The sequence below is a fragment of the Agromyces sp. Y575 genome, from assembly GCF_059445445.1.
Genome location: NZ_JCAIUI010000001.1, coordinates 334,003 through 356,119 on the forward strand (window position 1 = coordinate 334,003; position 22,117 = coordinate 356,119).

The window sequence follows — 22,117 nt, forward strand, 5'->3', positions numbered from 1 at the left end:
ACTGTCCGGAACATCCGATTTGTCGCGACAGACATCGGATGAGTGAGGCGCGGTCGTCGGATGTCGTGCGATGAGGCGTCTCTCGGCACACGAGAACACGATGTGCGGGGGAGATGCGCGGATCACAGCGCAACGTCCGGAAACGCAACGTCCGGAAACGCAAGAAGGCCGGATCGCAATGATCCGGCCTTCTCGACACAAGCGTGCGCGAGGGGGGACTTGAACCCCCACGCCCGTTAGGGCACTAGCACCTCAAGCTAGCGCGTCTGCCATTTCCGCCACCCGCGCTCGTGTCAGGCCCTTCCGATTCCTCGGTGGCCCGAGAGAAGACATTAGCACGATTTCCGGGGCGCTTCCGACACGTTGGCCATTGCAGGATGCCCCGGCTAGCGTGATGGCATGGCCCTGTCATCCACCGATTCCGACCTCGTTCCAGAACTCGATGAGACGGCGATCGTCGCACAGGAGCTGATCCGCTTCGACACCTCCAACTACGGCGAGGGCAAGGCGAACGGCGAGCGCGAGGCTGCCGAGTACGTCGAGGCGCGGCTGGCCGCGCTCGGGCTCGCACCGCAGCTCTTCGAGTCCGAGCCGAGACGCACGAGCGTCGTCGTACGTGTTCCTGGGCGGGACTCCGCGAAGCCGGCCCTCGTCGTGCACGGACACCTCGATGTCGTGCCGGCAGATGCCCGCAATTGGAGCGTCGACCCGTTCGCCGGTGAGGTGCGCGACGGCATGCTCTGGGGTCGCGGTGCGGTCGACATGAAAGACATGGACGCGATGATGTTGACCGCCCTCGGCGACATCATCGGCTCGGGCTCTCAGCCGGCACGCGACCTCGTCGTGGCGTTCTTCGCCGACGAGGAGTCGGGCGGCAGCCTCGGCTCCCGATGGCTCGTCGACCACCATCCGGAACTCTTCGCGGGAGCCACCGAGGCGATCAGCGAGGTCGGCGGGTATTCGATCACCGTCGGCGGGCAGCGTGCGTATCTCCTGCAGACCGGGGAGAAGTCGCTGCTCTGGATCCGACTCGTCGCGCGCGGGACCGCCGCTCACGGCTCGAGGCTCATCCGCGACAACGCCGTCACGAAGCTCGCCGAGGCGGTGGCGACCCTCGGCCGTACTGAATGGCCGATCCGGCTCACCGACACCACTCGCGAGCTGCTCGCCGAGATCGCGGGAGTGCTGGGTGTCGACCCCGAGCAAGTGTCACCCGACGAACTCGCCCTCGCCACGGGTTCTGCGTCGGGGTTCATCACCGCGACCCTGCGTACCACGAGCAATCCCACGCTCCTGACCGCGGGATACAAGCACAACGTCATCCCCGACCGCGCCGAGGCGCTCATCGACATCCGCACGCTGCCGGGCGAAGAAGACGCGGTGCTGGCCGAAGTGCAGGCGCTCATCGGCAACGAGGTCGACATCGAGATCGTGCACCGCGACGTCGGGCTCGAGGCCGCGACATCCGGCGCTCTGGTCGATGCCGTGAAGCGCTCCCTCGGTGTGCATGACCCCGGCGTGCCGGTCTTCCCGTACCTGCTCTCGGGCGGCACCGACAACAAGGCGCTCAGTCGGCTGGGAATCGCCGGATACGGCTTCGCGCCGCTGAAGCTGCCAGAAGGCTTGGACTTCCCGGCGATGTTCCACGGGGTTGACGAGCGGGTGCCGCTCGACGCATTAGTCTTCGGGAGGCAGGTCCTGCGAGACCTCCTCCTCGACTACTGACCGAACCAGTCCCTGATCAGCACGCCCCTGACCAGCGCAGTCCTCCGACTTCCGCGGAGGCGGAAGGCGGATGCACCACGTGATCGAAGCGCTCATCCTCGGCCTCGTGCAGGGGCTCACCGAGTTCCTCCCGATCTCCTCGAGCGCGCACCTGCGCATCCTGGGGGAATTCCTGCCAGGGGCCCAAGACCCGGGTGCGGCGTTCACCGCCATCACGCAGCTCGGCACCGAGACCGCGGTCGTGGTCTTCTTCTGGCGTGACATCGTGCGAATCGTCTCGCACTGGTTCGGTTCGTTCACGGGAAGGGTCCCGCGCAATGATCCGGATGCGCGCATGGGCTGGCTCATCATCGTCGGCTCGGTGCCGATCGTCGTGCTCGGCATCCTCTTCCAAGACGAGATCGAGACGAGCCTGCGCTCGCTCTGGATCGTCGCCACGATGCTCGTCGTCTTCGGGCTCATCCTCGGCCTCGCCGACTGGGCGGGCGCGAAACGGCGGGGGCTCGACGATCTGACCGTGCCGCACGGCATCTACTTCGGTCTCGCGCAGGCGCTGGCACTCATCCCCGGGGTCTCACGCTCCGGCGGCACCATCACCATGGGGCTCTTCCTCGGCTACGAGCGCGCGGCCGCCGCACGCTATGCGTTCCTCCTCGCGATCCCCGCGGTGTTCGGCAGCGGCGTCTTCCAGCTGGTGAAGAGCCTGGGCGAGCCCACGGTGTACGGGCCCATCGAGACCGCGGCGGCGACGCTCGTCGCGTTCGTCGTCGGAATCCTCGTGATCGCGTTCTTCATGAGCTACATCTCGAAGCGCAGCTTCCTGCCGTTCGTGATCTACCGGGTGCTGCTCGGCATCACGCTCTTCGTGCTGCTCGGCACGGGCGCACTCACCGCGTAATGGTTCGCTGAGCTCGTCGAAGCGGACCACGGAGGGCTGCAAGCGCCCTTCGACGGGCTCAGGGAGCGAACCTCGACATGGCCGTCAGCGGGGGCCGTCGCCACGACCGTCGGCGCGCCCCTCGGGGCCGTCGCCACGACGGCGAAGGTACCGCTCGAACTCCTGGGCGATCGCCTCGCCGCTCGCCTCGGGGGCATCGACGGCGTCGCGCGCCTGCTCGAGCTGGGTGATGTAGCCGGCCATCTCGTCGTCGTCGGCGGCGAGCGCGTCGACCCCGGCCTCCCACGCTGCGGCATCGATCTCGAGACTGCCGCGGGGGATGGAGAGTCCCGTGAGCTCCTCCAACTTGCCGAGCAGGGCGAGCACCGCCTTCGGCGACGGCGCGTTGTGCACGTAGTGCGGCACCGACGCCCAGAGCGACACCGTGGGAATGCCCGCATGCTCGGCCTGATCGGCGATGACACTGAGGATGCCGACCGGGCCCTCGTAGTTCGAACGCTCGACGCCGAGTGCAGACCGCACTTCGGGGTTCTCACTCGAGGCGAAGATCGACAGCGGCCGGGTGTGCGGCGCGTCGGCGAGCATCGCACCGAGCAGCACGATGCCCTCGATATCGGCGGCGAGCGCGGCATCGATGAGTTCGGCGGCGAAGCCCTTCCAGCTGCGAGCCGGTTCCGCACCGATGAGCACGTGCAGGGTGTCGGCTCCCGGCCCCGTGACGCGGTCGTCGTCATCCGCATCGTCAGTGACGGGAAGATCGCCCGGGCCCATGATCGCCGCCCCAGGCCACTCGAGACGACGCACGCCGTCATCACCGACGACGATGGTCGGGCGCGTGAACTGGTAGTCGAAGTAGAGCTCGGGGTCGACGGCGGCGATCTCGACGAGGTCGAGTCGCTCGACGAGGAGCTTCGCAGCTCCGGTCGCCGCCTCTCCGGCGTCGTTCCATCCTTCGAATGCGACGACGAGCAGCCTTCCGCCCTCGAAACCGGTCGGCTGATTCACTCCTGGTGCCCCGCTTTCCGCCCCGGATCCCGGGTACACCTCCACAATAGGCCGTGCCCGTAGACTTGACGGTTGTGACCACTCGCCTCCCCGCCGCAGTCCTCTGGGACATGGACGGTACCCTCGTCGACACCGAACGCTACTGGATGGCCGCAGAAGAAGAGCTCGTGGAGTCCTTCGGCGGCTCCTGGGGCCACGACGACGCGCTCGAACTCGTCGGCAGCGGTCTGTGGGAGGCGGCGGCGTACTTCCAGGCGAAGGGCGTCACGCTCGACGCAGATGCCATCGTGCAGCGGCTCACGACGCGAGTGCGCGAGCAGTTGAAGGAGCACGGCGTGCCGTGGCGGCCCGGAGCCCGTGAGCTGCTGCAGGCGCTGCGCGAGGCATCCGTGCCCACCGCGCTCGTGACCATGTCGATCCGTTCGATGGCCGACGACGTCATCGCGACGATCCCGTTCGAGGCGTTCGACGTGATCGTCACCGGCGACATCGTCGAGAATGCGAAGCCGCACCCCGAGCCGTACCTACTGGCCGCGGCACTGCTCGGCGTCGACATCGCCGAGTGCGTGGCGATCGAGGATTCGCCTGCCGGCCTCGCCTCCGCATTCGCCTCGGGCGCGATCGCCGTCGCCGTTCCGAACATCATCGCGCTCGACGACGAACCGTCGAGTGCACTGTGGCCGACTCTCGACGGCACGACGGTCGCGGATATCGCGGGGCTCATCGCCGCACGGCAGGCCTCGGCATGACCGAGAGCCGAGGAGAGCAGAGCGGCCCGTTCCGCGTCGGTGACCGGGTGCAGCTGACGGGCCCCAAGGGCCGACTGCACACGATCACCCTGCAGCCGGGCGCGCACTTCCACTCGCACAAGGGCCTCCTCGCGCACGACGACCTGATCGGCCGGCCCGACGGCTCGGTCGTCGCCAATCAAGCGGGCATCGAGTACCTCGCCCTGCGCCCGCTGCTCACCGACTTCGTCATGTCGATGCCGCGCGGTGCGGCGATCGTCTACCCGAAAGACGCAGCCCAGATCCTCGCGCAGGCCGACATCTTCCCGGGCGCGCAGGTCGTCGAGGCAGGTGTCGGCTCCGGAGCGCTCTCGCTCTGGCTGCTCCGCGCGATCGGCGCCGACGGGCACCTCTTCTCCTTCGAGCGCCGCGACGACTTCGCGAGCGTCGCCCGAGCCAATGTCGCGACGTTCCACGGCGCCGACCCCGAGAACTGGTCGATCACGCTCGGCGACCTTGCAGAGGCATTGCCTGAGACCGTTGCCGAGGCATCCGTCGACCGCGTCGTGCTCGACATGCTCGCGCCATGGGAGTGTCTCGAGTCGGTCTCGGTTGCGCTGAAGCCCGGCGGCGTGCTGCTCTGCTACATCGCCACTGCCACACAGCTCTCTCGGATCGCCGAGGCGATCCGGGCGACGGGGGAGTACACCGAGCCGCAGTCGAGCGAGACGATGGTGCGCGGCTGGCACGTGCAGGGCCTCGCCGTGCGCCCCGATCACCGCATGATCGCCCACACCGGATTTCTCATCACCGCGCGCAGACTCGCGCCCGACACGATCCTTCCCGAGCTCAAGCGACGCCCGTCGAAGACCGAGTTCAGCGACGAGGACTTCGAGGCATGGACGCCCGGCGCACTCGGGGAGCGAAACGTGAGCGACAAGAGTCTGCGCAAGCGCGTCAGGCAAGCGGATGCCGCGGCATCTCGCTCGCGCGAGATCGACACGACTCCGCCGGCGGACGCTGCCGATGCCGAACCGCCCAGCACCGAACCCACTGGTTCGGCCGGGTAGGCTTTCTACGCCCTTCACCGATCACCAAGGAATCGAGGATCAGTGCGCTCGTCATTCGCGCTCATCGCCACGGCCGGCCTCATCGCCCTGACACTGTCGGGTTGCGCTTCGGCGCCCGCGCCTGAGGCAGGATCCGGTGATTCGTCCAGCGCTGTCACGGTGAAGGGCGACTTCGGCGAGAAGCCACGGGTCGAATTCCCATCGCCGCTCGCGCCCGAAGAGACGCAGTGCACCGAGGTCATCGCCGGCGACGGCGAACGTCTGGTCGACGGTCAGCAAGCACTCGTCGGGCTCGCCGTGTACAACGGCGCCACGGGCGAAGAGCTGCAAGTCGGGGGCTTCGGCGGCAAGACCGGCGACCCCGTCCCGCTGACGATCTCCGACTCCACACTGCCCGGACTCAGCCAGGGGCTGACGTGCGGTTCGGTCGGATCGCGCATCGCCGTCGTCGTGCCCGAGAAAGACGGCTTCGGCCCCAACGGCAATCAGTCGCTCGGCATCGCGCCCGGTGACAGCCTCGTGTTCGTACTCGACATCCAGCGGGCCTTCCTCCCGCGTGCCGACGGGGCAGTGCGCCTCAGCCGCGACGGATTCCCGGCCGTGGTGCTCGCACCCGATGGACGGCCGGGCATCACGGTGCCGAAGGCCGACCCCTTCGAAACCACTGAGATCGAGGTGCTGAAGGAAGGCTCGGGCGAGGTCGTCGAATCCGGCGACGCCGTCGTCGTGCACTACACCGGCGTGATCTGGGCCGACGGCAAGGTGTTCGAGTCGACTTGGGAGAACGGCGCACCGTTGATCATGACCGTCGCCGACGGCGAGGGAAGCCAGGCGGTTCCCGGCTTCTCGAAGGCGGTCATCGGCCAGAAGGTCGGCTCGCAGGTCGCGGTCGTGATCCCGCCGGGCGACGGCTACGGTGACCAGGCGAACGAGAAGGTTCCCGCGAACTCGACCCTGTTCTACGTGATCGACATCCTGGGCGTCGTCTGACCCGGTCCGAGCGGCCGTCGCTATCGCCACGGTTCAGTAAGATCGCACCTGTGGCAAGCGGCGGAGAGGCAAGAGGCGAGTCGCGGATTCCCGTCGAGGATCGCCTCTTCAGTCTTGTTCTCGCGCTGCTCGCAACCGAGACGGGCCTCCTGAAGTCAGAGATCCTCTCGACCGTTCGCGGCTATGCCGATCGCTTCGATTCCGGCGGTCAGAATGCGAACCTCGAGCGCCAGTTCGAGCGCGACAAAGACGACATCCGCGAACTCGGCATTCCGCTCGAGACCGTCGAGTCGCCCGATCGCCCCGGTGACAACCAGGCGCTGCGCTACCGCATCCCGAAGGGGCAGTACAACCTGCCAGATGAGGTCAGGTTCACTCCTGACGAACTCGCACTGCTCGGCCTTGCCGCCGAGGTCTGGCGTGAGGCATCCTTGTCAGCCGATTCGCAGCGCGCGCTCACGAAGCTGCGCTCTCTCGGCATCGAGCCGCGCGAGCCGGTGATCGGCTACGCACCCCGGCTCCGCGTGCGCGACACCGCGTTCGAGCCGTTGCGGCAGGCACTCGACCGCCGCCACGCGGTGCAGTTCCGCTACTTCAAGCCCGGTGAGGCCGAGCCGCGACTGCGCACCGTCGATCCGTACGCCGTAGTGCTGCACGACGGCCGGTGGCACCTGCATGCGCATGATCGCTCGGCCGGCGACGTGCGCACCTTCCTGCTCTCGCGCATCATCGGCGAGGTGACGCCCGTACCGGGTTCGAGCTTCGAGGCACCGCCGCTCGGTATCCAAGACCGCATCATCGCCGAGCTGCAGGAACTGCACCTGCGCAACGTCGCCGACCTCGCGGTCTCGGCCGGCAGCGATGCCGAGGTGCGGCTCGGCAAGCGGGCCATCGAAGGCGACGAAGACGCCGGGGTCATCCGTCTGCACTACACCGATGCGGCGGTGTTCGCCGACGAGCTCGCGGCCTACGGGCCCGAGGTTCGGGTGCTCTCGCCCGAGTCGTTGCGCGTCGCGGTGCGCGACCGGCTCGCGACGGTTGCCGCCGCTCACCGTGCCACCGCGCTTCACGATCCGATCGAGCAGGGCGCAGCAGAGGGGGAGGAACGTTGATGGCGAAGCGATCAAAGCCGCTGAAGGCACCCGACAAGCTCGTCTTCCTGCTCTCGTTCGTGCCGTACCTGCTCGAGCAGCGGGTCGTCGACGTCGCCGACGCTGCGGTGCACTTCGGCATGTCCGAAGAGGAGATCCGGCTCGCGGTGCGCCTCATCGCCACCTCTGGCCTGCCCGGCGAGACCGGCACCTACCAGCCGAACGATCTCTTCGACATCGACTGGGACTCCTTCGAAGACGAAGACGTCATCGTCATCGTGCACCACGTCGCGATCGATGATGCGCCGAGGCTCTCGGCTCGTGAGGCGGCCGCCCTCATCGCGGGGCTCCAGTACCTGTCGGCATCGCCCGAAAACGCCGGGCGGGCATCGCTCGCGTCGCTCATGGCCAAGCTCACCGCCGGCGCATCAGCGGCGCCCAGCCGCCTTGCCGTCGCCGAATCCGAAGCGGATGCCTCGCTGGCGCTCATCCGGGCGGCGGTGACCGGCGGTCGGCAGCTCGAGTTCGACTATCGCAACGCTCTCGGCGTCGCCGGCCGACGGCGTGTCGATCCACTGCGGATCCTCTCCCAAGACGCCGATTGGTACCTGCAGGCGTACTGCCACACGCGCGAAGACGTGCGCAATTTCCGCGTCGACCGCATGAGCGACCTCCTCGTCTCCGATGCGCCGATCGGCGATCATTCCGATCGTGTCGTTCCCGACACGCTCTTCCAGAGTTCCGAGTCCGATCTCGACGTCGTCGTAGATGTGGCGCCCGAGACCCTGCCGCTCCTCGCCGACTATCTCGCGGATTCCCGCACCGAAGCAGTCGACGGGCGGCTGCGAGTCACGCTTCGACTCGCGCACGTGCACGGCCTGAAGCGCCTCGTCGCCGGGCTTCCCGGGCTCGTGACGGTCGTCGAGCCGGCCGAGGCGCGCGCGGTCGTCGCCGAGTGGGCGACGGCGGGCCTGGCGGGCTATGCCGAGCAGGAGGCATCCGAAGCGCGATCACAACCGACGAACGCTCACGACAGGTAGACTGTCGTCACCCTCACCGACGAACGGACGAACCCCCATGTGGCAAGGATTCACCGGTTGGCACGCGCTGATCATCCTCGTGGTCATCCTGTTGCTCTTCGGAGCCCCCAAGCTCCCGGCGCTCGCTCGCAGCCTCGGCCAGTCGATGAAGATCTTGAAGACCGAAGTCCGCTCCGACAAGGTTGACGGCGAGGCACCGAGCGACGAGACGACGAAGACCGAAGAGCCGGATTCCGGCAAGAAGTCCTGACTCCGGTGACCGCGGTGGATGATCGCGGCGAGAAGAGCCGCGAGAAGAAAAGCCCCGAGAAGCGGATGTCGCTCGGTCAGCACCTGATCGAACTCCGCAAGCGCCTCTTCATCTCGGCGATCGCGATCGTCGTCGGCGCCGGCATCGGCTGGTGGCTCACGAATCTGTTCATCTGGAACGCGCTCCAAGAACCGGTCGAGCGCGTCGCCGAGGCGCGATCGAATGAGACATCCCTCGTCTTTCCGACGATTTCGAGTGGGTTCGATCTCTATCTGCAGATAGCATTCACCGTCGGCATCGTGCTCTCGAGTCCGGTCTGGCTCTATCAGGTCTTCGCCTTCCTCGTGCCGGGACTCAACACGCGGGAGCGGCGCTTCACACTCGTCTTCTTCGTGACCGCGATTCCGCTGTTCTTCGCAGGTTGCGCCGCCGGTTGGTTCGTGCTGCCGAACATCGTGAAGCTCATGACCGGATTCGTTCCCGAAGGCTCGCTGTCGCTACTCACCGCCAAGGAGTACATCGACTTCGTGCTGAAACTCGTCGTCGCGATCGGTATCGCCTTCGTCGTGCCGGTCTTCGTCGTACTGCTCAACTTCGCCGGCGTCATCAGCGCGGCGGCGATCATCAAATCGTGGCGGGTGGCGATTCTCGTGATCGTGCTGTTCACGGCCATCGCGACGCCGTCGGCCGATGTCGTGTCGATGTTCATGCTCGCGATCCCGATGATCGTGCTCTACTTCGCTGCATGGTTCATCGCGCATCTGCACGATCGCCGTGTCGCGCGCCGCAACGAGGCCGAATTCGGCGCAGCTGTCTAGGCTGAAGGGGTGATGAGCCCCTCGCCGGCCGAGCGTTACGCGCAGTCTCGCCAGCAGCACCGCCAGCCCCGTCTCGCCGAGTTCGTCGCGGGTCTCCGCTTCGATCTCGATCCATTCCAGCTCGCCTCGTGCGGCGCGCTCGACGAGGGCCGAAGCGTGCTCGTCGCTGCCCCCACTGGCGCAGGCAAGACGGTGGTGGCCGAGTTCGCAGTGTTCCTCGCGATGCAGGAGTCCGGCGAAAAGGTCTTCTATACGACTCCGATCAAGGCGCTCTCGAACCAGAAGTACCAGGAGTTCGTCGAGGCCTGGGGTGCCGAGTCCGTAGGTCTGCTCACGGGTGACACGAACATCAACTCCGGAGCGCGCATCGTCGTCATGACGACCGAGGTGCTGCGCAACATGCTCTACGCCGACTCTCCGCTGCTGGACCGGCTCGCGTACGTCGTGATGGACGAGGTGCACTACCTCGCCGACCGGTTCCGCGGTGCAGTGTGGGAAGAGGTCATCATCCACCTGCCCGAGGCAGTGCGCCTCGTCTCACTGTCGGCCACCGTCTCCAACGCGGAGGAGTTCGGCGACTGGTTGCAGGCCGTGCGCGGAGACACCGACGTCATCGTCTCCGAAGAGCGTCCGGTGCCGCTCGAGCAGCACGTGCTCGTGAAGGCGAAGCTGCTCGACCTCTTCGACTCCTCGGGTCAGGCGGCGGCCCACCGGGTGAACCCCGAGCTGAAGCAGCTCGCTCGAGCCGGAGGACGCTCGATCTCCAGCCGGTCGACACGAGGGCAGCGCGGCGGAGACCGTGGTCGCTACCATCGCGAAGCGCGTGGCAACGGCCGTGCCGACCGTGCGGCGGTCGTCGCCCTCCTGCAGGGCAAGAACCTGCTGCCGGCGATCGCATTCATCTTCTCGCGTGCCGGGTGCGACCAGGCCGTTCGGCAAGTGCTGCGCAGCGGCATCCGTCTCACCGACTCGGCTGAGCGCGCCGAGATCAGGCAGATCGTCGAATCGCGGGCGCGCGTGCTGCGTGACGAAGACCTCGCTGTGCTCGGGTACTGGGAGTGGCTCGAGGGTCTCGAACGCGGCGTCGGCGCCCACCATGCCGGAATGCTGCCCGCGTTCAAGGAGATCGTCGAAGAGCTCTTCCAGCTGAAGCTGCTGAAGATCGTCTTCGCCACCGAGACGCTCGCCCTCGGCGTCAACATGCCGGCGCGTTCGGTGGTGCTCGAGAAGCTCGAGAAGTTCAACGGCGAGGCTCGCGTGCCGATCACGCCGGGGGAGTACACCCAGCTGACGGGGCGCGCCGGCCGGCGGGGCATCGACGTCGAGGGGCACTCCGTCATCCAGTGGGTCGACGGTCTCGACCCGGAAGCGGTCGCCTCGTTGGCATCGCGTCGCAGCTACCCGCTCAACTCCAGCTTCCGGCCGACCTACAACATGGCCGTGAACCTGATCGACCAGTTCGGTCGCGAACGCACCAGACAGATTCTCGAGCTCTCGTTCGCACAGTTCCAGGCCGACCGCGCCGTCGTCGATCTCGCTCGCACCCTGCGCAAGCAAGAGGAGTCGATGGCGGGCTTCGAGCAGGCGATGACCTGTCACCTCGGTGACTTCGGCGAGTACGCGGCACTTCGCCGTCGCATCGGCGAGATCGAACGGCAGACGTCGAAGGGCAATCCGACGCACGGGCAACGCGAGCGGATGCAGCGTGAGCTCGTATCCGCCCGCAAGGCGATGCGCGCGCACCCGTGCCACGGCTGCGCCGAGCGCGAGTCGCACGCTCGATGGGCGGAGCGCTGGTGGCGGCTGAAGCAGGAGCACGAGCAGCTCTCACGCCAGATCCGCACCCGCACGGGTCAGGTCGCGAAGCGTTTCGACCGGGTCACCGAAGTGCTCGAGTCGCTCGGATATCTCGAGCGCGACAGCGACGGCGCGCTCGTCTCCACCTCATCCGGGCGCATCCTGAAGCGCATCTACGGTGAGCGCGACCTGCTCGTGGCAGAGTGCCTGAGGCGCGGTCTCTGGGATGGTCTCGACGAAGCAGGGCTGGCCGCGATGGCCGCGGCCCTCGTCTACGAGCCGCGGCGTGACGACAGCGGTGTCGAGTATCGGCTGCCGCGCGGGCGCTTCCGTGAGGCGTTCGAACGCACGACCGACACGTGGAGTGTGCTCGACGACCTGGAGCGCGAGCATCGGCTTCCCGGCAGCGAGGTTCCGTCACCTGCGCTCGCCTCGGCGATGCACTCGTGGGCGCGAGGCACCGGGCTCGGAACCGTGCTCGGCGACACCGAGCTCGCCGCGGGTGATTTCGTGCGTCTCACGAAGCAGGTGGTGGATCTGCTCGACCAGGTCTCGATCGTCGCCGATGCCGAACTCGGCGCCACCGCGCGGGCGGCCATCGACGCCGTGCGCCGGGGCGTCGTGGCGTACGGCACCGTCGCCTGAACAGCCTTCGTCGTCGCTTAGGCTGAGCTGGTGCCCGAGAACGCCGTTCGCCCCCTGCTGCCGCTCTGGGGTGCGGTGCTCGCCGCGATCGCGGGTGGGTTCGCCTACGATCTCGGTTTTCCGGGCGCAAGCATCTGGCCGGCCGCCTTCCTCGGCATCGGGCTCGGCCTGATCGGCCTGATCGGTCGATCCGCCTGGGGCGCCGCCCTCGTCGGCTTCGCGTTCGGGATCACGTTCTACCTGTTGCAGGTGTCGTGGACGGCGCTCTATCTCGGTCCTGTGCCCTGGCTCGCGCTCTCGGTGCTCGAGTCGCTCTTCGTCGCGGGGGGCGGCGTGCTGATCACGCTCGCGTACCGATGGATGCCACGCGTGAGTACCTCGCCGTGGGTGAGGCTCATCGCGCTGCCGTTGCTCGTGGCCGGTCTCTGGTGCGTGCGCGAAGCGGCGACCGGGAGCGTCCCCTACGGCGGATTCCCGTGGGGTCGCGCCGCCCTCAGTCAGTCGGAGAGCCCGTTCGCCCAAGTCGTGTCATGGGTGGGCTCGACCGGGCTCGGATTCCTCATGGTCGCTCTCGTGTCGGGCGTCATCGAATGGGTCCGGCTGGCGGGCTGGCGCCGCCTGAGCTTCGCGGTGCCGACGGTGAGCCTCGTCGCCGTCGCGGTACTCGTGCCGGCTTGGCCGACGACGCCTGCCGGCGAGATCCGGGTGGCGAGCGTGCAGGGCAACGGGCCCGCGGGATACTTCGACGAGCGTGAGCCCGGCGACGTCTTGGCGGCACAGCTCGCAGCGACCGAGCCGATCCTTGATGAACCGGGCATCGACGTGCTGCTCTGGCCCGAGGGCGGCTCCGACATCGACCCGACTCGAAGTGAGTCCGTTGCACGCATCTTCGATGGGCTCTCCGAACGTCTCGATGCGCCGATCGTGCTGAACACGGTGACGACGAGCGACGAGCTCTACTTCAACTCATCGCTGCTCTGGCGCGCCGACGAGGGCGCCGTCGATCAATTCGACAAGCGCAACCCCGTACCGTTCGGCGAGTACATCCCCGACCGCTGGTTCTTCGACGCGATCGCCGGCGATCTCACGGGGCTCATCCAGCGCGGCTACACTCCCGGCACGAACGCGCCCGTGTTCGACCTCGGCGAGGCGGTCACGGGGCTCGCGATCTGCTTCGACGTCATCTACGACGAAGTGATCTGGGAGGGCGCGCGCGACGGCGCGCAGCTCTACATGCTCCAGACGAACAACGCGGATTTCCGCGGCACCGACGAGAATGAGCAGCAGCTTGCCATCGCACGACTCCGCGCGATCGAGACGGGCCGGTCGGTTGTGAACATCTCGACCGTCGGCACGAGTCAGGTGATCGACCCGACGGGTCGTACGATCGACTCGCTCCCGGCCGATCAGCCCGGCGCCATGGTCACCGACGTCGAACTTCGCGACGGGCTCACCCCGTCAGTGGTTCTCGGTGGCAGCGTTCCACTCGTGATCACGATCGGATCGCTTGCGGCACTCATCGCCTCGGGCCTCATCGCTCGCCGTCGATCTCGTGACGGCGACGATGAGACCAGTGAGACGAGTGCGGTCTAAGCGCCGATCTTCTGCTGGCCGCGGCGGGCGCGCAGGTAGTTGAGGCGATCTTCGAGCAGTTCCTCGAGCTCGGCACGAGTGCGGCGCTCGAGCAGCATGTCCCAGTGGGTGCGTGCGACCTTCTCGCCCGAGCGGTCGATCTCGACCGGCTTCGAATCCACGAGCAGCGTTGCGGATGCTCCGCAGTGCTTGCACTCCCACGACTCGGGCAGCTCGGCCTCGGTGGAGAACGTCATCACGGTCTCGCGACCGCACGTCTCGCAGCGATAGGCGTATTCGGCCCGGTCAGCGAACACCACGCCGTCTTCACTCTGCAGGCTCTGTGCGCCGATGCGCATTCCCCGTAGGCTCCTGTCCGCCATGGCGTACTCCTTTCGCTCGTCTACATGTCTAAACGATCAAGCTGGGCGTTCCCTTTCCGCAGGCTGATGTTTAGCGGGGAATTCTCAGTTTCGAGCGGCGATGAGCGGCAATGCGATGTCTGCGCGATCGGTCACCAGACCGTCGACGCCGAGATCGAGCAATCGTTGCATGTCGGGCGCCTCGTTCACGGTCCACACGTGCACCTCGGCGCCAGCGCGGTGCACGGCCGCCACGAACCGTTCGGTGACGAGTCGCAGTGGGCCGGCGCGCTCTGGCACCTGCAGCGCTCGGGCACCTCGGAGAGATCGGGTGAGGATCTTCGTCGAACCCGAGAGCGAGGCGAGACGAGCGCGGATGACGCCTGCTGCGCCCGCCGAGGTGACCGCTTCGGGCACCTGCGCGGCGAGCCGTCGACGGCGCGGTTCAGAGAAGCTCGTGAGCAGAACGCGCGGTGCCGCCCGAAGCCGGCGGACTGCTTCGACTGCTGGTGCGACTGCACCCTCGACCTTCACATCGATGTTGAACCGCGTCTCGGGGAATGCATCGAGCGCTTCCTCGAGCGAGCAGAAGCCCTGGGCGTGGCCGAGATCGATGCGTCGCAACTCGGGCATTGTGAGCTTCGCGACCTCGACCCGGCGACCGGCGAGACGCTCGAGGTTCGGGTCGTGCGCCACCACAGCGGCGCCGTCGTGCGTCAGGTGCACGTCGGTCTCGATGTACTCGCAGCCGATCGCGACCGCCTTCGCGAAGGCGAGCAGCGTGTTCTCGGGGGCATCGAGCGCGAGGCCGCGGTGCGCGAGCACACGCGGCCTCGACGGCTCGAAGTACGCGGAGACCACGGACCGGCGTCAGAAACGCTGACCGGTGGCCCCTGAGGCATCCGGAGTCGAACCGGCCGGCCCAGTCGGGGCGGTGGGCACGAACGCCTTGCCGATGCCCTTCAGCGCCTCGGTGAGTTCGCTCGGCACGATCCAGAGCTTGTTCGACTCGCCCTGTGCGATCTGGGGGAGTGTCTGCAGGTACTGGTAGGCGAGGAGCTTCGGGTCAGGGTCGCCCTTGTGGATGGCGTCGAAGACCGTGAGGATCGCTTCGGCCTCGCCCTGAGCGCGGAGCACCGCGGCCTTCGCATCACCCTCCGCTGAGAGGATCGCAGCCTGACGAGCACCCTCGGCGGTGAGGATCGCGGACTGCTTGGTGCCCTCGGCTGTGAGGATGAGCGCGCGACGGTCACGCTCGGCGCGCATCTGCTTCTCCATCGAATCCTGGATGGAGTGAGGCGGGTCGATCGCCTTCAGCTCGACGCGACCCACGCGAATGCCCCATTTGCCGGTCGCCTCATCGAGCACGATGCGCAGTTGGCCGTTGATGTTGTCGCGCGATGTGAGCGCCTCTTCGAGGTTCAGCCCGCCGACGACGTTTCGAAGGGTCGTGGTCGTGAGCTGCTCGACCGCACCGAGGTAGTTGGCGATCTCGTAGGTCGCTGCTCGCGCATCGGTCACCTGGAAGTAGACGACCGTGTCGATGGAGACGACGAGGTTGTCTTCGGTAATGACCGGCTGCGGCGGGAAGGAGACGACCGTCTCGCGCATGTCGACCAGCGGGCGAAGCCGATCGATGAACGGCACGAGGACGTTCAAGCCCGGGCTGAGCGTCTTGTGGTACCGCCCCAGCCGCTCGACCACGCCGGAGTACGCCTGCGGAATGATGCGGATCGACTTCGCCAAGACGACGATGACGAAGATGACGATCGCAATGACGATGACCGTCACGACGATGCTGGAAATATCCATCTAAACTCCAGTGCTCCTCTCAATCGGGACGACGACGGCCGTCGCCCCGTCAATACCCGTGACGAGCACTCGCTCGCCGACCGCGACATCCGACTGCTCGGTGATGGGCGACAATCGAGCCGTCCAGACATCACCGTTCCGCAGGCGCACCTGCCCACCCGCTGCGGTCACCGTGCGCACGACCTGACCGTCGGCGCCGATGAGCGCGTCGATGTTGCTCCGCGCCGGGTCGCCGCCGCGGCGCAGCATTCGGAGCAAGGAGGGCCGCAGTGACAGGATCAGCGCGATCGCGACGAGTGCCGCGATGATGAACTGCGCCCACCACGGAATGCCGAAGAGCCCGGAGAGGAGCCCGGCAACGCTGCCGAGCGCGAGCATCAGGAACGTCATCTCCAGAGTGAAGACCTCGATGGTCGCGAACGCCAGGATCAACACCAGCCAGACGATCCACGCGTACTGGGTCAGGACATCCAATTCGTTCTCCTTCGCACGCGGCCTGTACCGAAACTATCAGTGCGCATGACCCCACGGGGATCAGCCTGCGGAGTTGATAGTCTCGGTTCGCCTGTTCCGCCGCGGACCAAGTCCGTTCAGCCTCGAGGAGTACCACTGTGACCAACCCGCTCGCCCCCGGTTCGCTCGACGGCCGCGTAGCCCTCGTGACCGGCTCCTCGCGTGGAATCGGCGCCGACACAGCCCGGTACCTCGCTGCAGCCGGAGCATCCGTCGTCGTGAATTACCGCAGCAAGGCGCCCCGTGCCGAGAAGGTCGTGGCCGAAATCTCGGGGGCAGGCGGCACGGCGATCGCGATCGCGGCAGACCTGACCGATGCGGCATCCGTCGCCTCGATGTTCGATCGTGCGGTCGCGGAGCTCGGCCCGATCGACATCCTCGTGCTCAATGCCTCCGGCGGCATGGAGACCGGCATGGGCGAGGACTACGCGATGCGACTGAACCGCGACGCTCAGGTCAATGTGGTCGAGGGTGCACGGCCGCACCTCGCGCCCGGTGCACGCGTCGTGTTCGTCACGAGCCACCAGGCGCACTTCATCCGCACGACGCCGACCATGCCCGAGTACGAAGCGGTCGCACTCTCGAAGCGTGCCGGTGAAGACGCGCTGCGCGCCAAGCTGCCGGAGCTCGAGGCGGCCGGGTTCGAATTCGTCGTCGTCTCCGGCGACATGATCGAGGGCACCATCACGGCGACGCTGCTCGAGCGGGCCAACCCCGGCGCGATCGAAGCGCGCAAGCAAGACGCAGGGCGGCTCTTCAACGTCGCGGAGTTCGCCGCAGAGGTCGCATCGGCCGCCGTCGACCCTGTACCCGCTGAGAACACCCGGTACGTCGGCGACACTTCAGGCTTCGCTCGCGAAGGCGATGCCTGAGCGCACCCGCTCGAACTCGCTCACCTGAGACGGCCAACGGCCGGCCGAAGCAACTGCTTCGGCCGGCCGTTCGTTCGTTCGAGCTATGCCGCAGCCGTGACGCCGCGTCCGAAGGTGAATGCGCGCACGATCTGCACGATGCCGAGCACGATCAGGCTGATGCCCGCGACGATGAAGAGCACGACGGCGCCCCACAACGGCGAGAACAACAGCACAATGCCGGCGACGATGCTCAGGATGCCGAAGAAGATCGCCCACCCCTTCGAACCCGCATCACTGGACTGGGCGAGTGCGACGACGCCTTCGACGATCCACAGGATGCCCACGAGGATACCGAGGAAGATGCCGAGGAACACGGCGGACCCGCTCGGGTTCGTGAGCACGATGATTCCGGCGATCACGAAGAGCAAGCCGAGGATGATGTCGAGCGCTCGAGCACCGCCCGAGATGCCCTTCGAGAAGATGCCGAGGCCGAGGTAGGCGATGCCGGCGATCAGGAAGTAGATGCCGAACAGCACCGTGATCACCACGGCGGACCTCTCGGGCCAGAAGGTGATCAACAGGCCGAAGATGAGCGCGACGGCGCCGCTGATGCCGAGCGTCGCGCGGATGGTGTTGATCGCCGACTTCGTGAGTGACGAAGCGTCGAGCGAGAATGACGCGAAGACCCCACTGGGCTGCGACGTAGACATGATGTGTCCTTTCTGGCGGCGGGTGCTGTGCAGGGTCAGGCTATGGCCCTCTGTCGGCTGAGTGTTGGATGTGAAACCGCGAGTCGTCGGAAGTCTCGGCGTGACGGTGTGCTGTGGTCGGGCTCGCCCGCGACGACATCCGGGCACGGGGCGTCACGGAAGCGCCCGAGCCTCGGGGGAGCGACGACGAAGGCCGGGAAGTGCTCAGCTTTCTCCCAGGTTTGATGCACCGCTGATGCGACACGCCTGACCGGATCGTTCCGTCATCACCGATGGTCGACCGAAGGGCCGTCTTGACGGCTCAGGAATCGACAAACGCTGCTGAGCGATGAGTGCCGGATGCCCCGGGCCGCATCACTGGGACGGGAGCCACGTCCTCGCGGCGGTGACGAGCGCCGTTACGCCGATCGTGAGGGTCGGTTCGATGACCGGTGCGTAGTGCGGTGAGTGGTTGGACGGAACTTTGAGCAGCGCGGGGTCGTTCATGTCTCCGGTGGTGAACAGCGACGGGTCGGTGCCGCCGAGGAGCCAGTACGACAACGGTGCATTCGCGCTCGTCGCGAGGACGCCGACATCCTCGCTTCCGGCTCCTGCGCCCGGGTCGAGGATCTTGTCCGGTCCGAGCCACGCCGCGAACGCCTGGAGTGTCTTGCCGAGCGCGGCCGCGTCATTCACCACGACCGGGAACCGCTCGATCTCGGTGATCGTCGGCTGGTCAGGAGCGCCGGCGGTCGTGGCTTCGCCTTTGACGATGCGGTCGACGCTATCGAGGATGTGCTGGCGCACTTTCGTGTCGAGGGTGCGGATGTTCAGCTGCAGTTCGGCCTCGCCGGGGATGACGTTTGCAGCATCCCCTGAGTGGATCGAGCCGACCGTGACGACCGCGACATCGGTGCTCGGAACCTCTCGCGACACGATGGTCTGGAGCCGCAGTATGGTCGAGGCCGCCATCACCACCGGGTCGATCGAGTTCTCTGGCCTCGATCCGTGCGCTCCTTTGCCGATCAGGCGTACGAGCAACGAATCCGAGCTGGCATACGAAGCGCCCGCGTGTCCGGCGATCTTGCCGGCCGGTAGTGGGGCCACGTGCTGACCGAGCACGATGTCGGGCTTCGGGACCTTCTCGTAGAGTCCGTCGTCGACCATGGCCTGTGCGCCGGCGCCGAGTTCTTCTGCTGGCTGGAAGACGAGCACCAGCGTGCCGGCCCAGCTGGAGGTGTCGGACGAGAGGATCTCGGCTGCACCGAGCAGGCAGGTCGTGTGCAGGTCGTGCCCGCAGGCGTGCGCCACGGGAACGACCTTGCCGTGCTCGTCAGTCGCCGTCACCGTGCTGGCATAGTCGAGGCCGGTGTCCTCCTTGACCGGCAGCGCGTCCATGTCCGCGCGCAGCAGCGCCGTGGGCCCCGCACCGTTCTTCAACACCCCGGCCACCCCGGTCTTGCCGATACCGGTCGTGACGTCGAACCCAAGAGACGTCAACCGCTTCGCCACCATGTCGGCGGTGCGATGCTCTTGGAAACCGAGCTCCGGATGGCTGTGGATGTCCTTGTAGAGATCGGCCAGTGCCGGATCGATGTTGATGTTGTCGTGCGCAGTTGTACCCATGAGCGTCGTTCCCCCTGAACGTTCAGCGACTTCCCTGCCTGCAGGATATGAGGTTTACTCGACGGCCGCTAGACCTGTGACGTCGGGCTCGGGTAGTGGCGATGGCGCTGACTAGGCTTGCGACATGACGGATGAGTCGGCAGCGCGGGGTTCGATGACGCTGGAGACGGTGCTCTCGCTGCCCTTCACTGGTACCTGGATGGCGCAGAACAGTCCTGCGCGGCGGGTGCCGAGTCACGGCGTGGATCTCTTCGGCGAGCGCTACGCCATCGACTTCGTCGCGGTCGATCATCGCCGACGCACGGGGGAGCACCGTGACTGGCGCACGTTCTTCGCGACCGAACCGGCAGAACGATTCTTCGCCTTCGGGCAGCCGATCCTGGCACCGGCCGACGGGGTCGTCGTCGGCGTGCACGATGGCGAGATCGATCACGTCGGGCGGCGGTCGCAGTTGGCGCTGCTGCCGTACATGCTGGGTCAGGCCGGCCGCCTCCGGGAAGGGGTGCATGCGATCGCGGGGAACTCGCTGACCATCGCGCTGCCCGAAGGTGGTGTGTTCGTGGCCCTTGCTCATCTGCGAAGCGGTTCGATGCGTGTCGCGGTCGGCGATGCGGTGACGGCCGGACAACCGATCGCCGAATGCGGAAACTCCGGAAACTCGACCGAGCCCCATCTGCACATGCAAGTGATGGACAGCGATGACTTCTCCGTCGCCCGGGGCATTCCGATGTCGTTTCGGAACTATCGAGAGTGGCCACGTGGGGTGCATCGGCCACTGATTCGGGAAGTCGGCATACCAGGTGAACGGTCGATCGTCGAAGCAGCGCGGATCGGGCAGGATCCGAGAAGCGGCGGGCCTGATCGACAACTATCGTGACGGTCATGGACATCACCATCCACTCGAGCTTCCTTCCGCACGATGACCCCGACGCCTCGTTGGTCTTCTACCGCGACATCCTCGGTTTCGAGGTCCGCAGCGACATCCGGTACGACGGAATGCGCTGGATCACAGTCGGCCCGGCCGATCAGCCCGGCACGTCGATCGTGTTGGAGCCGCCCGCGGCCGACCCGGGAGTCACCGACGACGAGCGCAGTCTCATCGTCGAGATGATGGCCAAGGGAACGTATGCCGGCATCCTCCTCGCCACGCCCGATCTCGATGATGCATTCGCACGACTGATGGCCGGAAACGCAGAGATCGTCCAGGAGCCGACTGAGCAGACCTACGGAGTTCGCGACTGCGCCGTTCGGGATCCCGCGGGCAACCTCATCCGAATTCAAGAGCTTCGATAGACGCTCAGCGGTCACCGCGTGTCAAGAGGCCCACCGGAGAGCGCGGAAGAACGTACGCACGTCGCCGACCAGCAGCTCGGGGACTTCCATGGCTGGGAAGTGGCCGCCATGCTCGAACTCGGACCAGTGCACGACGTTGTGGTCGCGTTCGGCGATGGAACGGATTCCGACGTCGCCGGGGAACACTGCGACCCCCGAGGGTACTTCTGAGCGTTGCGTCTGGTTGCCCCAGCTCGCCTGGCCTTCTTTGTAGAGTCGTCCGGCGGAGGTTGCGGTGTTGGTGAACCAGTACACGCTGACGTTGGTGAGCAACTGGTCGCGATCGACGGCTTCGTCGGGAAGTTCGAACGCCGGGTCGGTCCACTCCTTGAATCGCTCGACGATCCAGGCGAGTTGGCCGACGGGGGAGTCGGCGAGGCCGAAGCCGATGGTCTGCGGGCGGGTCGATTGGATCACGGCGTAGCCGGAGCCCTCCTGCAGTTGTCGTTGCATGTCGGCCAGTCGGGCCAGCTCGGCCTCGTTCATGCCGGCGAGCTCTGCCGGATCTCCGCTGGGGAAGCCGAGGCTGCCGTTGACGTGGACGCCCACGACATGCTCGGAGTCGATGGCCCCGAGCATCGGTGAGATCACCGCGCCGGTGTCGGTGCCCTGCGCGCCGTACTGCTCGTAGCCGAGCCGGCTCATCAGTTCCGCCCAGGCGCGCGCGATTCGCGACATGTCCCAGCCGGTCTCGTGCGTCGGTCCGGAGAATCCGAAGCCCGGCATCGACGGGGCGACGATGTGGAACGCGTCGGCCGGGTCGCCGCCGTGGGCGCGGGGGTCGGTGAGCGGCCCGATGACCTGCATGAACTCCACGATCGAGCCCGGCCAGCCGTGGGTGAGGATCAGCGGCATCGCGTTCGGCTCGGGGGAGCGCACGTGCAGGAAGTGGATGTTCTGCCCGTCGATCGTGGTCGTGAACTGCGGGAACTCGTTGAGCTTCGCCTCCTGCGCGCGCCAGTCGAATGAGGTGCGCCAGTGCTCGGCCAGCCCCTGCAGGTAGTCGGCCGGTACGCCGTAGCTCCACCCGACGCCGGGAAGTTCGTCGGGCCAGCGGGCGCCTGCCAGTCGAGCATTCAATGCATCGAGTTCGGCCTGCGGGATCTCGATGCGGAAAGGACGAATGTCGGTGTTTTCGGAGGTCATGGAATGAACGTATCGAGCCTTATGGACTGTTTCTGTCCTAAAGAAGGAACTGCTACCAGGCACGGATCCGAAAGATGATTGCGGCTCGCAAGACGCGATTCAGATTGGAGACGCCGGTGCGCCGCTCGGTGTGGTGTCGCCCACTGATCAATTC

The 22,117-nt window shown here is 66.8% G+C and carries 22 protein-coding genes and 1 tRNA gene; 14 read left to right on the forward strand and 9 right to left on the reverse strand.

Annotated elements, in window-relative coordinates; genetic code table 11:
- Positions 1-204: 204 nt before the first annotated feature.
- A tRNA-Leu gene (locus AC1C2U_RS01675) sits at positions 205-288 on the reverse strand.
- Between the two features lie 111 nt (positions 289-399).
- Between AC1C2U_RS01675 and AC1C2U_RS01680 the strand changes: the two genes are divergently transcribed.
- Complete coding sequence (locus AC1C2U_RS01680; protein WP_495359986.1) at positions 400-1,725, forward strand: M20/M25/M40 family metallo-hydrolase; 1,326 nt, start codon at positions 400-402, stop codon at positions 1,723-1,725.
- A gap of 70 nt (positions 1,726-1,795) precedes the next feature.
- The gene (locus AC1C2U_RS01685; RefSeq protein ID WP_495353992.1) at positions 1,796-2,623 is read left to right on the forward strand and encodes an undecaprenyl-diphosphate phosphatase; all 828 of its coding nucleotides are present in this window, start codon (positions 1,796-1,798) and stop codon (positions 2,621-2,623) included.
- Between the two features lie 84 nt (positions 2,624-2,707).
- Here AC1C2U_RS01685 and AC1C2U_RS01690 read toward each other — a convergent pair whose 3' ends face one another.
- Complete coding sequence (locus AC1C2U_RS01690) at positions 2,708-3,628, reverse strand: PAC2 family protein (protein ID WP_495359987.1); 921 nt, start codon at positions 3,626-3,628, stop codon at positions 2,708-2,710.
- Positions 3,629-3,702: 74 nt separating this feature from the next.
- Between AC1C2U_RS01690 and AC1C2U_RS01695 the strand changes: the two genes are divergently transcribed.
- Genes AC1C2U_RS01695 through lnt form a run of 9 tightly spaced genes read left to right on the forward strand, consistent with a single transcriptional unit; the run spans position 3,703 to position 13,650 of the window.
- A complete protein-coding gene (locus tag AC1C2U_RS01695) occupies positions 3,703-4,377 on the forward strand; it encodes an HAD family hydrolase (RefSeq protein ID WP_495359988.1) in 675 nt (224 codons plus the stop codon).
- Positions 4,374-5,426, forward strand: coding sequence for a tRNA (adenine-N1)-methyltransferase (locus AC1C2U_RS01700; protein WP_495359989.1), 1,053 nt, complete (start codon positions 4,374-4,376; stop codon positions 5,424-5,426). The genes AC1C2U_RS01695 and AC1C2U_RS01700 overlap by 4 nt, the downstream gene beginning before the upstream one ends.
- 42 nt (positions 5,427-5,468) lie before the next feature.
- Complete coding sequence (locus AC1C2U_RS01705) at positions 5,469-6,416, forward strand: FKBP-type peptidyl-prolyl cis-trans isomerase (RefSeq protein WP_495359990.1); 948 nt, start codon at positions 5,469-5,471, stop codon at positions 6,414-6,416.
- Positions 6,417-6,466: 50 nt separating this feature from the next.
- Positions 6,467-7,528 (forward strand): helix-turn-helix transcriptional regulator, encoded by a 1,062-nt coding sequence (locus AC1C2U_RS01710; RefSeq protein ID WP_495359991.1) that lies wholly within the window; start codon positions 6,467-6,469, stop codon positions 7,526-7,528.
- Positions 7,528-8,547 carry a helix-turn-helix transcriptional regulator gene (locus tag AC1C2U_RS01715; RefSeq protein WP_495359992.1) on the forward strand — a complete coding sequence of 340 codons (1,020 nt, stop codon included), beginning with the start codon at positions 7,528-7,530 and terminating at the stop codon, positions 8,545-8,547. Before AC1C2U_RS01710 ends, AC1C2U_RS01715 begins: the two co-directional genes overlap by 1 nt.
- A gap of 37 nt (positions 8,548-8,584) precedes the next feature.
- The gene (gene tatA, locus AC1C2U_RS01720) at positions 8,585-8,797 is read left to right on the forward strand and encodes a twin-arginine translocase TatA/TatE family subunit (protein ID WP_495353999.1); all 213 of its coding nucleotides are present in this window, start codon (positions 8,585-8,587) and stop codon (positions 8,795-8,797) included.
- A gap of 5 nt (positions 8,798-8,802) precedes the next feature.
- Entirely contained in the window at positions 8,803-9,615 is an 813-nt protein-coding gene (gene tatC, locus AC1C2U_RS01725) for a twin-arginine translocase subunit TatC (RefSeq protein WP_495359993.1), read from the forward strand.
- Between the two features lie 12 nt (positions 9,616-9,627).
- Entirely contained in the window at positions 9,628-12,057 is a 2,430-nt protein-coding gene (locus AC1C2U_RS01730) for a DEAD/DEAH box helicase (RefSeq protein ID WP_495359994.1), read from the forward strand.
- Positions 12,058-12,087: 30 nt separating this feature from the next.
- Positions 12,088-13,650: an apolipoprotein N-acyltransferase gene (gene lnt, locus AC1C2U_RS01735; RefSeq protein ID WP_495359995.1), complete on the forward strand. Its 1,563-nt coding sequence runs from the start codon at positions 12,088-12,090 to the stop codon at positions 13,648-13,650.
- Here lnt and AC1C2U_RS01740 read toward each other — a convergent pair.
- The 4 genes from AC1C2U_RS01740 to AC1C2U_RS01755 form a co-directional block, all read right to left on the reverse strand.
- Complete coding sequence (locus tag AC1C2U_RS01740) at positions 13,647-14,012, reverse strand: RNA polymerase-binding protein RbpA (RefSeq protein WP_495359996.1); 366 nt, start codon at positions 14,010-14,012, stop codon at positions 13,647-13,649. The genes lnt and AC1C2U_RS01740 overlap by 4 nt on opposite strands.
- Before the next feature lie 84 nt (positions 14,013-14,096).
- Positions 14,097-14,852, reverse strand: coding sequence for a glycerophosphodiester phosphodiesterase family protein (locus AC1C2U_RS01745; RefSeq protein WP_495359997.1), 756 nt, complete (start codon positions 14,850-14,852; stop codon positions 14,097-14,099).
- 9 nt (positions 14,853-14,861) lie between these two features.
- Positions 14,862-15,803 carry an SPFH domain-containing protein gene (locus AC1C2U_RS01750; protein WP_495359998.1) on the reverse strand — a complete coding sequence of 314 codons (942 nt, stop codon included), beginning with the start codon at positions 15,801-15,803 and terminating at the stop codon, positions 14,862-14,864.
- Complete coding sequence (locus tag AC1C2U_RS01755) at positions 15,804-16,277, reverse strand: NfeD family protein (RefSeq protein ID WP_495359999.1); 474 nt, start codon at positions 16,275-16,277, stop codon at positions 15,804-15,806.
- Positions 16,278-16,414: 137 nt separating this feature from the next.
- Here AC1C2U_RS01755 and AC1C2U_RS01760 point away from each other — a divergent pair, with 137 nt between their 5' ends.
- The gene (locus AC1C2U_RS01760) at positions 16,415-17,188 is read left to right on the forward strand and encodes an SDR family oxidoreductase (RefSeq protein ID WP_495360000.1); all 774 of its coding nucleotides are present in this window, start codon (positions 16,415-16,417) and stop codon (positions 17,186-17,188) included.
- Positions 17,189-17,271: 83 nt separating this feature from the next.
- On the opposite strand, the gene AC1C2U_RS01765 is transcribed toward AC1C2U_RS01760, so the two are convergent.
- Together AC1C2U_RS01765 and AC1C2U_RS01770 are read right to left on the reverse strand one after the other, a co-directional pair.
- The gene (locus AC1C2U_RS01765; protein WP_495360001.1) at positions 17,272-17,880 is read right to left on the reverse strand and encodes an HdeD family acid-resistance protein; all 609 of its coding nucleotides are present in this window, start codon (positions 17,878-17,880) and stop codon (positions 17,272-17,274) included.
- A gap of 354 nt (positions 17,881-18,234) precedes the next feature.
- On the reverse strand, positions 18,235-19,485 hold the full coding sequence (locus AC1C2U_RS01770; RefSeq protein WP_495360002.1) for an amidohydrolase: 1,251 nt from the start codon (positions 19,483-19,485) through the stop codon (positions 18,235-18,237).
- Between the two features lie 124 nt (positions 19,486-19,609).
- On the opposite strand from AC1C2U_RS01770, the gene AC1C2U_RS01775 reads away from it, so the two are divergent.
- A complete protein-coding gene (locus AC1C2U_RS01775) occupies positions 19,610-20,362 on the forward strand; it encodes a M23 family metallopeptidase (protein WP_495360003.1) in 753 nt (250 codons plus the stop codon).
- A 5-nt stretch (positions 20,363-20,367) separates the two neighbouring features.
- On the forward strand, positions 20,368-20,778 hold the full coding sequence (locus tag AC1C2U_RS01780) for a VOC family protein (protein WP_495360004.1): 411 nt from the start codon (positions 20,368-20,370) through the stop codon (positions 20,776-20,778).
- A 21-nt stretch (positions 20,779-20,799) separates the two neighbouring features.
- Here the strand turns inward: AC1C2U_RS01780 and AC1C2U_RS01785 are convergent, their stop codons facing one another.
- The gene (locus AC1C2U_RS01785) at positions 20,800-21,963 is read right to left on the reverse strand and encodes an epoxide hydrolase family protein (RefSeq protein ID WP_495360005.1); all 1,164 of its coding nucleotides are present in this window, start codon (positions 21,961-21,963) and stop codon (positions 20,800-20,802) included.
- Positions 21,964-22,117: the final 154 nt, after the last annotated feature.

Excerpts from the sequence above, each read along its gene's own strand:
- AC1C2U_RS01680 (WP_495359986.1), top strand. The coding sequence starts at position 400 with ATGGCCCTGTCATCCACCGATTCCGACCTCGTTCCAGAACTCGATGAG.
- AC1C2U_RS01685 (WP_495353992.1), top strand. The coding sequence starts at position 1,796 with ATGCACCACGTGATCGAAGCGCTCATCCTCGGCCTCGTGCAGGGGCTC.
- AC1C2U_RS01700 (WP_495359989.1), top strand. The coding sequence starts at position 4,374 with ATGACCGAGAGCCGAGGAGAGCAGAGCGGCCCGTTCCGCGTCGGTGAC.
- AC1C2U_RS01715 (WP_495359992.1), top strand. The coding sequence starts at position 7,528 with ATGGCGAAGCGATCAAAGCCGCTGAAGGCACCCGACAAGCTCGTCTTC.
- tatA (WP_495353999.1), top strand. The coding sequence starts at position 8,585 with ATGTGGCAAGGATTCACCGGTTGGCACGCGCTGATCATCCTCGTGGTC.
- AC1C2U_RS01730 (WP_495359994.1), top strand. The coding sequence starts at position 9,628 with ATGAGCCCCTCGCCGGCCGAGCGTTACGCGCAGTCTCGCCAGCAGCAC.
- AC1C2U_RS01740 (WP_495359996.1), bottom strand. The coding sequence starts at position 14,012 with ATGGCGGACAGGAGCCTACGGGGAATGCGCATCGGCGCACAGAGCCTG.
- AC1C2U_RS01750 (WP_495359998.1), bottom strand. The coding sequence starts at position 15,803 with ATGGATATTTCCAGCATCGTCGTGACGGTCATCGTCATTGCGATCGTC.
- AC1C2U_RS01765 (WP_495360001.1), bottom strand. The coding sequence starts at position 17,880 with ATGTCTACGTCGCAGCCCAGTGGGGTCTTCGCGTCATTCTCGCTCGAC.
- AC1C2U_RS01770 (WP_495360002.1), bottom strand. The coding sequence starts at position 19,485 with ATGGGTACAACTGCGCACGACAACATCAACATCGATCCGGCACTGGCC.
- AC1C2U_RS01775 (WP_495360003.1), top strand. The coding sequence starts at position 19,610 with ATGACGGATGAGTCGGCAGCGCGGGGTTCGATGACGCTGGAGACGGTG.
- AC1C2U_RS01780 (WP_495360004.1), top strand. The coding sequence starts at position 20,368 with ATGGACATCACCATCCACTCGAGCTTCCTTCCGCACGATGACCCCGAC.
- AC1C2U_RS01785 (WP_495360005.1), bottom strand. The coding sequence starts at position 21,963 with ATGACCTCCGAAAACACCGACATTCGTCCTTTCCGCATCGAGATCCCG.